This window comes from Enterobacter sp. Cy-643, from assembly GCF_011752815.1.
Taxonomy (GTDB): Bacteria; Pseudomonadota; Gammaproteobacteria; order Enterobacterales; family Enterobacteriaceae; genus Cedecea.
Genome location: NZ_VWWV01000003.1, coordinates 195,449 through 209,105, shown reverse-complemented (window position 1 = coordinate 209,105; position 13,657 = coordinate 195,449). Strand labels below are relative to the sequence as shown.

Annotated in this window: 13 protein-coding genes; 8 read left to right on the top strand and 5 right to left on the bottom strand. The window is 55.5% G+C overall.

Annotated elements, in window-relative coordinates:
- Nucleotides 1–23: 23 nt before the first annotated feature.
- Nucleotides 24–659, bottom strand: a complete 636-nt coding sequence (locus tag F3J29_RS13990; RefSeq protein WP_166866944.1) for a YtjB family periplasmic protein — start codon at nucleotides 657–659, stop codon at nucleotides 24–26.
- Between the two features lie 204 nt (nucleotides 660–863).
- Between F3J29_RS13990 and serB the strand changes: the two genes are divergently transcribed.
- From serB to nadR, 3 genes are read left to right on the top strand one after another with little or no spacing between them, the layout of a single operon-like run.
- Entirely contained in the window at nucleotides 864–1,841 is a 978-nt protein-coding gene (gene serB / locus F3J29_RS13985) for a phosphoserine phosphatase (protein ID WP_166866942.1), read from the top strand.
- Between the two features lie 14 nt (nucleotides 1,842–1,855).
- A complete protein-coding gene (gene radA / locus F3J29_RS13980) occupies nucleotides 1,856–3,238 on the top strand; it encodes a DNA repair protein RadA (RefSeq protein ID WP_008460107.1) in 1,383 nt (460 codons plus the stop codon).
- 46 nt (nucleotides 3,239–3,284) lie between these two features.
- Nucleotides 3,285–4,517 (top strand): multifunctional transcriptional regulator/nicotinamide-nucleotide adenylyltransferase/ribosylnicotinamide kinase NadR, encoded by a 1,233-nt coding sequence (nadR, locus tag F3J29_RS13975; protein WP_008460108.1) that lies wholly within the window; start codon nucleotides 3,285–3,287, stop codon nucleotides 4,515–4,517.
- Nucleotides 4,518–5,046: 529 nt separating this feature from the next.
- Here nadR and ettA read toward each other — a convergent pair.
- A complete protein-coding gene (gene ettA, locus F3J29_RS13970) occupies nucleotides 5,047–6,714 on the bottom strand; it encodes an energy-dependent translational throttle protein EttA (protein WP_166866941.1) in 1,668 nt (555 codons plus the stop codon).
- A 242-nt stretch (nucleotides 6,715–6,956) separates the two neighbouring features.
- On the opposite strand from ettA, the gene sltY reads away from it, so the two are divergent.
- Both sltY and trpR read left to right on the top strand, forming a co-directional pair.
- Nucleotides 6,957–8,891: a murein transglycosylase gene (sltY, locus tag F3J29_RS13965; RefSeq protein ID WP_166866939.1), complete on the top strand. Its 1,935-nt coding sequence runs from the start codon at nucleotides 6,957–6,959 to the stop codon at nucleotides 8,889–8,891.
- Between the two features lie 55 nt (nucleotides 8,892–8,946).
- Complete coding sequence (gene trpR, locus F3J29_RS13960; protein ID WP_166866937.1) at nucleotides 8,947–9,285, top strand: trp operon repressor; 339 nt, start codon at nucleotides 8,947–8,949, stop codon at nucleotides 9,283–9,285.
- Here the strand turns inward: trpR and yjjX are convergent.
- A complete protein-coding gene (yjjX, locus tag F3J29_RS13955; RefSeq protein WP_166866934.1) occupies nucleotides 9,282–9,809 on the bottom strand; it encodes an inosine/xanthosine triphosphatase in 528 nt (175 codons plus the stop codon). The genes trpR and yjjX overlap by 4 nt on opposite strands.
- 52 nt (nucleotides 9,810–9,861) lie before the next feature.
- On the opposite strand from yjjX, the gene gpmB reads away from it, so the two are divergent.
- Nucleotides 9,862–10,509, top strand: a complete 648-nt coding sequence (gene gpmB / locus F3J29_RS13950) for a 2,3-diphosphoglycerate-dependent phosphoglycerate mutase GpmB (protein WP_039290109.1) — start codon at nucleotides 9,862–9,864, stop codon at nucleotides 10,507–10,509.
- On the opposite strand, the gene robA is transcribed toward gpmB, so the two are convergent.
- A complete protein-coding gene (robA, locus tag F3J29_RS13945) occupies nucleotides 10,506–11,375 on the bottom strand; it encodes an MDR efflux pump AcrAB transcriptional activator RobA (protein WP_008460114.1) in 870 nt (289 codons plus the stop codon). The genes gpmB and robA overlap by 4 nt on opposite strands.
- A 211-nt stretch (nucleotides 11,376–11,586) precedes the next feature.
- Between robA and creA the strand changes: the two genes are divergently transcribed.
- On the top strand, nucleotides 11,587–12,060 hold the full coding sequence (gene creA, locus F3J29_RS13940; protein ID WP_166866932.1) for a protein CreA: 474 nt from the start codon (nucleotides 11,587–11,589) through the stop codon (nucleotides 12,058–12,060).
- A gap of 141 nt (nucleotides 12,061–12,201) precedes the next feature.
- Nucleotides 12,202–13,104, top strand: a complete 903-nt coding sequence (locus F3J29_RS13935; RefSeq protein WP_166866931.1) for a LysR substrate-binding domain-containing protein — start codon at nucleotides 12,202–12,204, stop codon at nucleotides 13,102–13,104.
- A gap of 129 nt (nucleotides 13,105–13,233) precedes the next feature.
- Here the strand turns inward: F3J29_RS13935 and F3J29_RS13930 are convergent, their stop codons facing one another.
- A complete protein-coding gene (locus tag F3J29_RS13930; protein ID WP_166866929.1) occupies nucleotides 13,234–13,533 on the bottom strand; it encodes a CBU_0592 family membrane protein in 300 nt (99 codons plus the stop codon).
- Nucleotides 13,534–13,657 lie beyond the last annotated feature (124 nt).

The window sequence follows — 13,657 nt, the reverse complement described above, 5'->3', positions numbered from 1 at the left end:
TCGGCGAATTTACTGAGGGAGCTTTACTTAGGCTCGTCTTCCTCTTTTACTTTCGTATTGGCGGTAAGCAGGAACGGTGATTGTTGCCAGCGGGTGCGCTTGCCGTGCAGCAGAGTGCGGGTCAGCACAATACCGATCGCGACGGCGAGCAGCAGCATCAGGCGCAAAATATTGGTGGTGTTATCCACTTGCTTAGCTTCGGTGGCAAGCGTGTGGGTGTCCAGGGTGATGCGCAGGTAGCCGATAGGCCCGCTTTTATCGGTGATAGGCTCGACAATTTGCTGGTTGAAGTAGCTGCCGGCTTTTTGGCCGTCCAGCGCCAGGCGATCGCGAACCGCTATGTTTTCCCCCGAACGCGCAATTTGGTCACCTTCGCTGTCGTACACGGCGGCATCCAGAATACGGCTATCCTTAGTCAAAAGGTTAAGCACGGTGGAGATGCGTTTTTCATCCGGATTCTCAGTTTTCATGACGGGAACCAGATTAAACGCAACCTGACGGGAGAGGGTGCGGGCCAGCTCCTCTAACTGAACGTTTCGCGCTTGCTGGCTGCCCCGGCTGAACCAGGACGCGCCCTGCATTAGTGCCACCAAAAGTGCGAGGCAGAACAGCACAATCACTGCGCGGTGGAGCCGAAATTTAAATTTTACCCGAACCATGATGCACCTTTGGAAAATTGCTTACTTTAATGTTGCCAGAAGCAAGGCGGACAAGGTAGCCTCATGCGTTGTTTTTACCCGGATACCCTGCATCTCTCAAAGGGCAAAAGCTCGGGCTTTACGCCAGCGCGAGGAGAGAAATTCCTTGCCATCAGCCCACAATTCGACTGCAAAAGGGTATGTTTACTTGATTCTGGAGCCGCAATGCCAAACAGTTTGACCTGGTGCGATTTGCCTAACGATGTTTCACTTTGGCCTGGGTTGCCGCTTTCCCTGAGCGGCGACGAAGTGATGCCGCTGGACTACCGCGCCGGCCGCAGTGGCTGGCTCCTGTACGGGCGTAATCTGGATAAGCCGTGCCTGACCAAATACCAGCGCAAGCTGGGGGCGGCGATGGTGATTGTGACCGCCTGGTGCGTGGAAGATTATCAGGTCATTCGCCTGGCCGGCTCTTTAACGCCGCGCGCGACCAAGCTTGCACATGATGCCGGGCTGGACGTGGCGCCGCTGGGCAAAATCCCGCATTTGAAAACGCCTGGCCTGCTGGTCATGGACATGGACTCCACCGCCATTCAGATCGAGTGTATCGACGAGATCGCCAAACTGGCGGGAACGGGTGAAATGGTGGCCGAAGTCACCGAACGCGCAATGCGCGGCGAGCTGGATTTTACCGCCAGCCTTCGCCAGCGTGTGGCGACCCTAAAGGGCGCGGACGCGAATATTTTACGCCAGGTTCGCGACGAGCTACCGCTGATGCCGGGGCTAAAATCTCTGGTACACAATCTCGATACGCTGGGTTGGAAAGTGGCGATTGCCTCTGGCGGGTTTACCTTCTTCGCCGAATACCTGCGCGATACATTAAACCTGACGGCGGTGGTCGCCAACGAACTTGAAATTTGCGACGGCAAGCTGACCGGCGAAGTGCTGGGGCAGATTGTGGACGCGAAGTTCAAAGCGGTCACTTTGAAGCGCCTGGCCGAAAAATATGAAATCCCCGCCGCGCAAACCGTTGCGATTGGCGACGGGGCCAATGATTTACCGATGATCCACGCCGCAGGGCTGGGGATTGCCTATCACGCCAAGCCGAAGGTGATTGAGAAGAGTGAAGTCAGCATCCGTCATGCGGATTTGATGGGCGTGTTCTGCATCCTTTCCGGCAGCCTGATTCAGGAAGAACGTTAACAAGAGGTATAAAGGTGGCGAAAGCTCCAAAACGCGCATTTGTTTGTAACGAGTGTGGTGCGGATTACCCGCGCTGGCAGGGGCAGTGCAGCGCCTGTCACGCGTGGAATACCATTACCGAAGTGCGCATCGCCGCTTCTCCACAGGTTGCCCGCAATGAGCGCCTTTCCGGCTATGCCGGGAGCGCAGGCGTCAGCCGGGTACAAAAGCTTTCGGACATCAGCCTGGAAGAGCTGCCGCGTTTCTCCACCGGTTTTAAAGAGTTTGACCGGGTGCTGGGCGGCGGCGTCGTGCCGGGCAGCGCTATTCTGATTGGGGGTAACCCAGGCGCCGGGAAATCAACGCTGCTGCTGCAAACGCTTTGCAAGCTGAGCGAGCAGATGAAAACCCTGTACGTTACCGGCGAAGAGTCGCTTCAGCAGGTGGCGATGCGCGCGCACCGTTTGGGCCTGCCGACGCAAAACCTCAATATGCTGTCGGAAACCAGCATCGAACAGATCTGTATGATCGCCGAAGAAGAGCAGCCGAAGCTGATGGTGATCGACTCGATCCAGGTCATGCACATGGCGGACGTGCAGTCTTCGCCAGGCAGCGTGGCCCAGGTGCGTGAAACCGCAGCCTACCTGACGCGTTTTGCGAAGACGAAAGGCGTGGCGATCGTGATGGTTGGGCACGTCACGAAAGACGGTTCTCTTGCGGGGCCAAAAGTCCTCGAACACTGTATCGACTGTTCCGTCATGCTAGATGGCGACGCCGATTCCCGCTTCCGTACCCTGCGCAGCCATAAAAACCGCTTTGGGGCGGTGAACGAGCTGGGTGTGTTCGCGATGACCGAGCAGGGACTGCGTGAGGTCAGCAACCCGTCGGCCATTTTCCTTAGCCGGGGCGATGAAGTGACGCCGGGCAGTTCGGTGATGGTGGTTTGGGAAGGGACACGCCCGCTGCTGGTTGAGATTCAGGCGCTGGTGGATCAGTCGATGATGTCCAATCCTCGCCGCGTGGCCGTTGGTCTGGAGCAAAACCGGCTGGCGATTTTGCTGGCCGTGCTGCACCGGCACGGTGGCCTGCAAATGGCCGATCAGGATGTGTTCGTAAACGTGGTGGGCGGCGTAAAAGTTACTGAAACCAGCGCCGACCTTGCGCTGCTGCTGGCGATGGTTTCCAGCCTGCGTGACAGAGCCTTGCCGCAGGATTTGGTGGTATTTGGTGAAGTCGGGCTGGCGGGTGAAATCCGTCCGGTACCCAGCGGCCAGGAGCGTATTTCCGAAGCGGCGAAACACGGCTTTAAGCGCGCGATTGTGCCGCAGGCCAACGTACCGAAAAAAATTCCTGAAGGGATGCAGGTCTTCGGCGTGAAAAAACTTGCTGATGCGCTTTCTGTATTCGACGACTTATAATTGAGTAACTTGCGGGAACCGTTCCCGCTCCGGCAGGAGGCAGCGCGTGTCGTCATTCGACTATATTAAAACGGCTATTCGCCAACAGGGCTGTACCTTACAGCAGGTGGCGGACGCCAGCGGCATGACTAAAGGCTACCTGAGCCAGTTACTGAACGCGAAAATCAAAAGCCCCAGCGCGCAAAAACTGGAGGCTCTTCACCGCTTCCTTGGGCTGGAATTCCCGCGTCGCGAAAAGAAAGTCGGCGTGGTGTTCGGTAAGTTTTATCCGTTGCACACCGGGCATATCTACTTGATCCAGCGTGCCTGTAGCCAGGTGGACGAGCTGCATATCATCATGGGCTATGATGAGCCCCGCGACCGCGCGCTGTTTGACGATAGCGCGATGTCCCAGCAGCCAACAACCGGTGACCGCCTGCGCTGGCTGCTGCAAACGTTTAAATATCAGAAGAATATCCGCATTCACTCCTTTAACGAGGAGGGGATGGAACCTTATCCCCACGGCTGGGACGTCTGGAGCCGCGGGATCAAAGCGTTTATGGACAGCAAAGGTATTTCCCCTGACCGGATCTACACCTCGGAAGAAGGGGACGCCGCGAAGTTTACCGAACACCTCGGGATCGAAACGGTGGTGGTCGATCCGAAGCGAACCTTTATGAACATCAGCGGCACGCAAATCCGTGAAAACCCGTTCCGCTACTGGGAATACATTCCTACCGAGGTTAAACCGTTCTTTGTGCGCACGGTGGCGATACTTGGCGGCGAGTCGAGCGGGAAGTCGTGGATGGTGAACAAGCTCGCCAACATCTTCAATACCACCAGCGCCTGGGAATACGGGCGGGATTATGTTTTCTCGCACCTTGGCGGTGACGAAATGGCGCTGCAATATTCCGACTACGACAAAATTGCCATCGGCCATGCGCAGTACGTCGATTTTGCGGTGAAGTACGCCAATAAAGTGGCGTTTATTGATACCGACTTTGTGACCACTCAGGCCTTCTGCAAGAAGTATGAAGGCCGCGAGCACCCGTTTGTACAGGCGCTGATCGACGAGTACCGCTTTGATCTGGTTATCCTGCTGGAAAACAATACGCCGTGGGTGGCCGACGGTCTACGTAGTCTTGGCAGCGATGTGGACAGAAAATCGTTCCAGAACCTGCTGGTGGAGATGCTCAAAGAGAACAACATCGAGTTTATTCACGTCGAAGAGTCAGACTATGACTCGCGCTTCCTGCGCTGTGTGGATCTGGTGAAAGAAATGATGGGCGAGCAGCGGTAAAGAATGGGCTATGGGGCTTAATGCTCTCATTCCGGGCCTGGTCACAAATCCACGTTATGAAGCAACGGCTATCGTTCCGTTCACTGCCAGACCCGTTTCATATGATGCACCAGCATCGATGAACGACTCGGGGGAGTCACCGTCACTCCCCCGAGACCCCGGACTCCCGGCGAAATAAATCGACCGCTAAAGCGGCAGACCTCCGTTTTATCTCCCAGTCCTGGGTCGGCTGAGATGCGTTCCCGACGCTCTCAGCCTCCGGCCGTTCCCAACGTCCGGACCCTGGCCAGTCGGAGAGAAAACGCAGGCGATTTAAGCCGGAACCGAGCCTCGCTGTTCGTCCGGTGTTTCACTCAGCCACAACGTTGCCTCTGTTTTTTTACCATCGCCCTGACAGGGAGAGGGAATAAACCGTGTTCTCTGTGACTTGTTTTCTCCCTCGCCCTTGTGGGGAGAGGGCCGGGGTGAGGGGAAAAGTACTACGGGTGAACTCACCATAAAAAAGGCACCGTGAAGGTGCCTTTTGCATTTACTTGGTTACGCGCTTGTACTTGATGCGTTTTGGCTCCAGAGCATCTGAGCCGAGGGTACGCTTCTTGTACTCTTCGTATTCGGTGAAGTTACCTTCGAAGAATTCGACTTTACCTTCATCCTGGTAATCCAGAATGTGGGTAGCGATACGGTCCAGGAACCAGCGGTCGTGCGAGATAACCATCGCGCAGCCCGGGAACTCCAGCAGGGCGTTTTCCAGCGCGCGCAGGGTTTCGATATCCAGGTCGTTGGTTGGTTCATCGAGCAGCAGAACGTTACCGCCAACCTGCAGCAGCTTCGCCAGATGCAGACGACCGCGCTCACCGCCGGACAGCTCGCCCACGCGTTTGCCCTGATCGACGCCTTTGAAGTTAAAGCGGCCCACGTAGGCACGGCTTGGCATCTCGGTGTTGCCGATACGCATAATATCCTGGCCGCCGGAGACTTCTTCCCACACGGTTTTGCTGTTATCCATGGCGTCACGGAACTGGTCAACGGAGGCCAGTTTCACGGTCTCACCGAGGGTGATAGAGCCGCTGTCAGGCTGTTCCTGACCGGACATCATGCGGAACAGGGTGGATTTACCCGCGCCGTTCGGACCGATGATGCCGACGATGGCACCTTTCGGGACGGAGAAGCTCAGATCGTCAATCAGCAGGCGGTCGCCGTAAGATTTACGCAGGTTGTTAACTTCTACCACTTTATCCCCCAGGCGTGCGCCAGGTGGAATAAACAGTTCGTTGGTTTCGTTACGTTTCTGGTATTCGGTGTTGTTCAGCTCTTCGAAGCGCGCCAGGCGGGCTTTACCCTTAGACTGACGGCCTTTAGCGCCCTGACGAACCCACTCCAGCTCTTTCTCAATAGATTTACGGCGAGCCGCTTCCGTTGAGGCTTCCTGCGCCAGGCGTTGATCTTTCTGCTCCAGCCAGGAGGAGTAGTTACCTTCCCATGGAATACCTTCCCCACGGTCAAGCTCGAGGATCCAACCGGCGACGTTGTCGAGGAAGTAACGGTCGTGGGTGATCGCCACCACGGTGCCCTCGAAGTCGTGCAGGAAGCGTTCCAGCCATGCCACGGATTCTGCATCCAGGTGGTTGGTTGGTTCGTCGAGCAGCAGCATGTCTGGTTTTTCCAGCAGCAGGCGGCACAGCGCAACGCGGCGACGCTCACCCCCGGACAGCTTGTCGATTTTTGCATCCCAGTCCGGCAGGCGCAGGGCATCAGCGGCGCGCTCCAGCTGCACGTTCAGGTTATGACCGTCGTGCGCCTGGATGATTTCTTCATACTTGCCTTGCTGCGCGGCCAGCTTATCGAAGTCCGCGTCCGGCTCGGCGTATTTGGCGTAGACTTCGTCCAGGCCTTTCAGCGCGTTAACCACTTCGGAAACCGCTTCTTCTACGGACTCACGTACGGTGTGTTCCGGGTTCAGCTTAGGTTCCTGCGGCAGGTAGCCGATCTTGATGCCTGGCTGTGGACGGGCTTCGCCTTCGATATCGGTATCGATGCCGGCCATGATGCGCAGCAGGGTGGATTTACCGGCACCGTTCAGACCCAGGACGCCGATTTTGGCGCCAGGGAAGAAGCTGAGCGAAATATTTTTCAGAATATGTCGTTTCGGCGGGACAACTTTGCCGACACGATGCATGGTATAAACGAATTGAGCCACAGTGCGACTTTGCCTCTTTTATCGTGATGTAAGATGGTACATAACAAAGGCGAAGTGTAGCGGTTTTCACGGTCTAATCCCAGCGGGGTATCGTGCTTCTGCCGCGCAGGGCGCCTTTATACGTTTCATGACCAAAATATCCCTTCCGGACGTGGCGTATTGCGTCTCCCCTGGTTAGCATGAATGCATTCGCTTATTGCAGCGCAGGCATGATGCCGTCAGGAAAATAATGAGGAGAAGGTGTGGTAAAAGCCAAACAAGTCGTATGGCAGTTGCTTGCCGCGGGCGTTAGCCTGGTGATGTTAAACGGCGCGGTACGTGCAGATTCTCTCGATGAGCAGCGCAACCGCTACGCGCAAATTAAACAGGCCTGGGATAACAAGCAAATGGACGTGGTGCAGCAGCTCATGCCCACGCTGCAAACCTATCCACTTTATCCTTATCTTGAATACCGTCAGCTCACCGACGACCTGATGAACGAGCCGACCGTGGCGGTGGCCCAATTTATCCAGGCGAACCCAACCCTGCCTCCGGCGCGAACCTTAAGCTCACGCTTTGTTAACGAGCTGGCAAGGCGGCAGGACTGGCAGGGTTTGCTGGCCTTTAGCCCAGAGCCACCTGCCACTAACGAAGCAAAATGTAATTACTACTTTGCCAAATGGAATACCGGGCAAGCGGATGCCGCCTGGGCCGGTGCGAAGGAACTTTGGCTGACGGGAAAGAGCCAGCCGTCGAGCTGTGATGCGCTGTTTTCGGCGTGGCGAACTTCCGGCACGCAGGATCCGCTGGCTTACCTTGAACGAATCCGCCTGGCGATGAAAGAGGGTAATACCTCGCTGGTGAACGCGCTTGCGAACCAGATGCCAGCGGAATATCAGACCATCTCCAGCGCCCTGGTCAGCCTGCAAAATAATCCCAGCACTGTGCTGACCTTCGCCAATACGGTAGGGGCGACGGATTTCACTCGTCAGGCGGCCGCTATCGCCTTCGCAAGCGTTGCTCGCCAGGATGTAGAAAATGCTCGTCTGATGATCCCGTCTCTGGCCCAGGCGCAGAAGCTGACCGATGAGCAAGTACAGGAATTGCGTGACGTTGTGGCCTGGCGGTTGATGGGCAGTGACGTGACGGATGAACAAGCTCGCTGGCGGGATGACGCCATTATGCGCTCCCAGTCCACCTCGCTGATTGAGCGACGTGTACGCATGGCGCTGGGCGCGGGTGACCGAACTGGGCTGAATACCTGGCTGGCACGTTTGCCGATGGAAGCCAAAGAGAAAGACGAATGGCGCTACTGGCAGGCTGATTTACTGCTGGAGCGGGGGCGTGAAGACGATGCGAAAGGTATTCTTCGTGCCCTGATGCAGCAGCGTGGTTTCTACCCAATGGTTGCCGCCCAGCGGCTTGGGGAAGAATACCCCCTGCGCGTGGATAAAGCCGAACCTGTTAATCCTGCGCTGGTGCAGGGGCCTGAAATGGCCCGCGTCCGCGAGCTGATGTACTGGAATATGGACAATACCGCGCGGAGCGAATGGGCAAACCTGGTCACCAGCCGAAGCAAGCAGGAGCAGGCCGGGCTGGCGCGCTATGCTTTTGAGCAGGACTGGTGGGATCTCAGCGTGCAGGCAACCATTGCCGGCAAGCTGTGGGATAACCTCGAAGAGCGCTTCCCGCTGGCTTATAAAGGCACCTTTGCCCGCTACGTTAGCGGCAAAACCGTGCCGCAAAGCTATGCGATGGCGATTGCCCGCCAGGAAAGTGCCTGGAACCCGAAAGTGCGTTCTCCGGTGGGGGCAAGTGGCCTGATGCAGATCATGCCGGGCACGGCCACCCATACGGTGAAGATGTTCAGTATTCCTGGCTACAGCAGTCCGGTGCAGCTTCTGGATCCTGACACCAACATCAATATTGGCACCAGTTACCTGCAGTATGTGTTCCAGCAGTTTGAGAACAACCGTATCTTTGCTTCCGCCGCCTATAACGCAGGGCCGGGGCGCGTGCGAACCTGGCTGGGTAACAGCGCGGGGCGGATTGACGCCATCGCATTTGTGGAAAGTATTCCGTTCTCAGAGACGCGTGGCTATGTGAAAAACGTGCTGGCCTACGATGCCTATTACCGCCATTTCATGGGGCAGCCGGACAAGATTCTGTCTGACAGCGAGTGGCAGCGGCGTTACTGATTGCGCGGAGAGTATGTTATGCTGCCGTACTAGTTTAAGAGTATGGTGGCCTGACATGACTCAGCTCTCTCAGTATTCGGCGGAACAGGCCGAGCAAAGTAATAAAGAGTGGCTCCGCTTTGTGGGGCTGTTGCAGCAAGCTTTTGGGCAGGAGCTTCACATGCCCCTGCTGACGCTGCTGCTGACGCCGGATGAGCGTACGGCATTAGGCACGCGAGTACGCATCATCGAAGAGTTATTGCGCGGTGAGCTTAGCCAGCGTGAGCTGAAGAATGAACTGGGCGCGGGGATTGCAACCATTACCCGCGGCTCTAACAGCCTGAAAGCTGCGCCGGCCGATCTCCGGGCGTGGCTGGAAAAAGAGCTGCTGCAGGGCGGCAGCTCAAACCGCTAAATATTTTCCCGGCAGTAAATCTCGTTATGAAATGGACTTAGCGCCAGAATCACCGCCTGATGGTAAACGCTGCTACGCGTGAGCTTTCCGGCGGTGAACACCCCAATGGCTCCCTCTTTACGCCCAATCTCATTGATACCCGTATAGTCGGACATCACCGGTCCCAGAGCGTTGCCTGCGCTGACTTTTTGCAGAATGATTTCTGGCAGCGGCAGGGTCGCCGAACGGGCTTCGCCGCGCTGCTGCCGATTCTCGATCACCACCCAACTGAAGGTACTCCCTTCGTCGATACCGGCCTCAATAGCGACCCAAAAGTCGGCATCTGGTCTGATCTCCCGGGCATTTGCTACTCTGCATCGTGCGCCAGTTCGCGTTTCCTGACTACCAAAGGGCTGCTCCGGCACGCCACTATCGACGACCACGGGCTCAATATGGCAGGATCCTTCGCCATAAATCTCGTTAAACGCCTGCAGAATCGCCTGAATTTTGGCGGGATTGGTTGTTGCAGCGACGACATGGTTCATAATAAGTCAGAACTCTCGATATTTCGTGACCGGAGTATAACGGAAAAAACGCATGTTACAGGTATACCTTGTTCGTCATGGCGAAACGCAGTGGAATGCTGAGCGCCGCATTCAGGGGCAGTCAGACAGCGCGCTGACTGAAAACGGAGAGCGTCAGGCCTGGCAAGTGGCCGAACGAGCCAGAGCCCTTGGCATCACCCACATTATCAGCAGCGATTTAGGCCGTACTCGCCGCACCGCAGAGATCATCGCCGAAGCCTGCGGCTGCGAGATTATCCTGGATGCTCGCCTGCGTGAGCTCAATATGGGCGTGCTTGAACGCCGCAAAATGGACTCGCTAACCGAAGAGGAAGAGGGCTGGCGCCGGCGCTTAGTTGACGGCACGCCGGACGGGCGTATTCCTGAAGGCGAAAGCATGCTGGAGCTGAGTAACCGCATGCACGAAGCCCTGAATGCCTGCCGGGAGCTGCCGGCCGGAAGCCGACCGCTGCTGGTAAGTCACGGTATGGCGTTGGGTGGGCTGGTGAGTACGATTCTTGGCTTACCGGCGTGGGCTGAACGTCGCCTGCGTCTGCGCAACTGCTCGATTTCCCGCGTGGATTATCAGCACAGCCCGTGGCTGGCGTCTGGATGGGTGGTTGAAACAGCAGGAGACATCTCGCACCTTGATGCCCCTGCTCTGGATGAAATCCAGCGTTAACGGCGAACCGGGATCAGGTATTCACAGCGGATATGCATCGGCACATCCTGATCCCGCGTTTCATCCTGAGGGTAGAAACGTTCGATGTCCTGACCTTTACGGCGCGTCAGGTTGAGTGATGGCATGCAGGTGCCATAAACCGTCAGGATAAAGTCCTGCAGCCCGGTGCCCAGCCCTTCGTAGTTAAATTGAACATAATCCCCCCCTTCCAGCACTACCGGATGCGAGTCCGGCAGGAAACCATTCGCCAGCTCAGGCGTGAGCGCCGTGGTGTAGAAGACTTCCTGCTCGTCGTCTTTTTCCGAGCTTGGGCGAGGCTCATGCAGGCCGTATAACACCCGCGGGATCGTCGGTGAGTTGCCGAGGAACTGTGTCCAGAACTGGATGCGCATCTCATTACGGAAGTCGGAGATTTGCTCCAGCGTGCAGCTGTAGCTTTGCGTCACCCCAACAAGATGTGTTTCCGGCATCGTGATGAAGTGGGCCTGCGGCGGCGTAAACTCGCCGAGACGCAGCGGCGGGCGCATACCGAAGGCGCTCCAGTCAGGAGAACGACGGTAGAGTGCCGGCGTTTGAGCAAACTGCTTTTTAAACGCACGAGTAAACGTCTGCTGCGAGTCAAAGCGGTACTGAAGCGCAATATCGAGAATAGGGCGCGCAGTCAGGCGCAGAGCAACGGCGGATTTGGAGAGTCGGCGGGCGCGAATATAGGCACCAATAGCGTGCCCGGTAACCTCTTTAAACATCCGTTGTAAATGCCACTTGGAATAACCTGCTTTTGCCGCCACATTATCAAGGGCGAGAGGCTGGTCGAGGTGGCCCTCCAGCCAGCTAAGAAGATCGCGAATGATCCCAGCCTGATCCATAAAATATCCTCATCCATACAAGCGAATGCCTGTTTACTAAGGTAGCGGATAATAGCATTTTTGTAGTTTATGCATTCAGCGTTTTTATTTAACAAGTTGTGCCAAATTTGCCGATTATGGAGGCAGGTTTTGCTAATAATGTGATATTCAACGGTTTTTTGTCCAATTGTTGAATAGTCCCGTAGGGTAATTTTTATACAATGGTAACAATATGAAATATAAAGCTTTAGCACTTTGCAGTGCGCTTCTGGCCGTAAGCTACGGTGCGAGCGCGGAGCAGATCGGATCGGTGGACACCGTGTTTAAAGTCTTTGGCCCCGACCACAAGATTGTCGTCGAGGCGTTTGACGATCCCGATGTGAAGAATGTGACCTGTTATATCAGCCGTGCAAAAACCGGGGGGATTAAGGGCGGTCTCGGATTAGCTGAAGACACGTCTGATGCGGCAATTTCCTGCCAGCAGGTTGGCCCGGTTGAGCTCAGCGACAAGATCAAAGTGGGTAAAGCACAGGGCGATGTGGTGTTCCAGAAGCGAACTTCTCTGGTGTTTAAAAAGCTGCAAGTGGTGCGTTTCTATGATGCGAAGCGTAATGCCCTGGCGTACCTTGCCTACTCTGATCGGGTCGTAGAAGGCTCTCCTAAGAACGCCATCAGCGCGGTGCCGATTATTCCGTGGAGTAAATAATCTGCGCACTGGCGATGAGCGGATGCATCCACGCATGGCCGCATGAGAAGCCTGATATATTTCTAATGCATCAGGCTTGTCAGTTCTTACCTTCCTTATTAGTGTGTTATGACCGTGCCGTTGCCTTCTAAGGCTTCTTTGATGCAGATCGAGCCTCTACCGCCCCTGAATACCCTTATTGCCTTCGAATGCGTGGCCCGCTATGGCAACATTTCTCGTGCGGCGGAGGAGTTAAACCTGACGCAAAGCGCTACCAGCCGGCAAATTCTGCAGCTGGAAGAGATGCTCGGCTGCAAGCTCTTTACCCGAACCCAGCGGCGAGTGCTGCTTACGCCACGCGGTGAAGCTTATGCCGAGCGGGTCAGGCAGCAGCTTGCGGCGCTGTCGCATGCCACGGCGGAAGTGATGGGCTGGACCGGGCTGCCGCAGGTCACGATCGCTTGCACCAGCGCCATGAGTTCGCTGTGGCTGTCATCCCGGCTGTCCGCCTTACATCGTGAGCTGCCAGATTTGCAGATTCGCATGAAAATTACCGACAACTTCTCCGAATTGCGCTCATCGGAATTTGATCTGGCTATTTTTTACCTGCGAAGCGTGCCTGTCGGCTTTCACGCCACGCCGCTCTTCGATGAAGTCTGCTACCCCATGTGTTCCCCGGCTTTTCTGTCCCGCATTGGTTCAGACGCACCGGCGGAAGCGCTGCTGCAGCACACGCTGCTGATTCAGGACGATCCGCAGCGGGAGTGGACCGGGTGGAGTGACTGGTTTGCTTCGCAAAATATTTTGAGCTTTGTGCCACGGCAAACCTGGCGAGCGAATAATTATCCGTTTTTAGTCGAGACGGCGGTCCGCGGCGACGGGATATTACTCGGCTGGGAGGGGCTGGTGCAGGATTATCTTAACCGGGGAGAGCTTGTCGCGGCGCACTCTGGAAAGCTGGCCGCCGCCAGTAAATGTTTCCTGCTTATCCCTCAGGATCGCTACATGAAGCCGGTTGTTCGCCATGTGATGAGCTGGCTACAGCGACAGCCCCTGGCGGAATAAGCAGAAAATAGATGTAAATCACAAAAGAAGATTATTTTATTATTTTGGTCATCAATAAATTATTTGCTTATTTCATCAGCCATAACGTTTTCTTATATAACGTGGCGGGAAATAAGTGATAAATCACATTTAATCCTTTGGTTTATTTATTGTCTCTAAATCCAAAGGCGGCATTTTATTTTTCATCGCACCGCGACGGCGATAAGAAGTATGCATACCTATAAGCGTGAAAACCAGCCACATCGACTGTGATATTACCGACGCCAAATTAAAATCATGGCTGAGGGAATACAGCCCGCCCACGCAGCCTGCGATGTTGAGTCCTGCATAACCATTTGAATCTATTGATAGCCTTCGCATCTGAACCAGGGCGTATGCCAGCAGGTAACAAAACACGCCAATTAAACCTACAAGGGTATGCAGTTCCACTTTTTCTTTCCTGATGTGACTCCGTGAACGGGAAATTATCTTTTTTGCCGTGGCTCTGCCGTGCATTTTTTTCATAGTCTGATACGAAAAACTCATGCCTCAGTGTTTAGCTGTTTTGATATAA

Coding starts and splice junctions, on each gene's coding strand:
- gpmB (WP_039290109.1), top strand. CDS start 9,862: ATGTTACAGGTATACCTTGTTCGTCATGGCGAAACGCAGTGGAATGCT.
- yjjX (WP_166866934.1), bottom strand. CDS start 9,809: ATGAACCATGTCGTCGCTGCAACAACCAATCCCGCCAAAATTCAGGCG.
- creA (WP_166866932.1), top strand. CDS start 11,587: ATGAAATATAAAGCTTTAGCACTTTGCAGTGCGCTTCTGGCCGTAAGC.
- F3J29_RS13990 (WP_166866944.1), bottom strand. CDS start 659: ATGGTTCGGGTAAAATTTAAATTTCGGCTCCACCGCGCAGTGATTGTG.
- robA (WP_008460114.1), bottom strand. CDS start 11,375: ATGGATCAGGCTGGGATCATTCGCGATCTTCTTAGCTGGCTGGAGGGC.
- trpR (WP_166866937.1), top strand. CDS start 8,947: ATGACTCAGCTCTCTCAGTATTCGGCGGAACAGGCCGAGCAAAGTAAT.
- serB (WP_166866942.1), top strand. CDS start 864: ATGCCAAACAGTTTGACCTGGTGCGATTTGCCTAACGATGTTTCACTT.
- F3J29_RS13935 (WP_166866931.1), top strand. CDS start 12,202: ATGCAGATCGAGCCTCTACCGCCCCTGAATACCCTTATTGCCTTCGAA.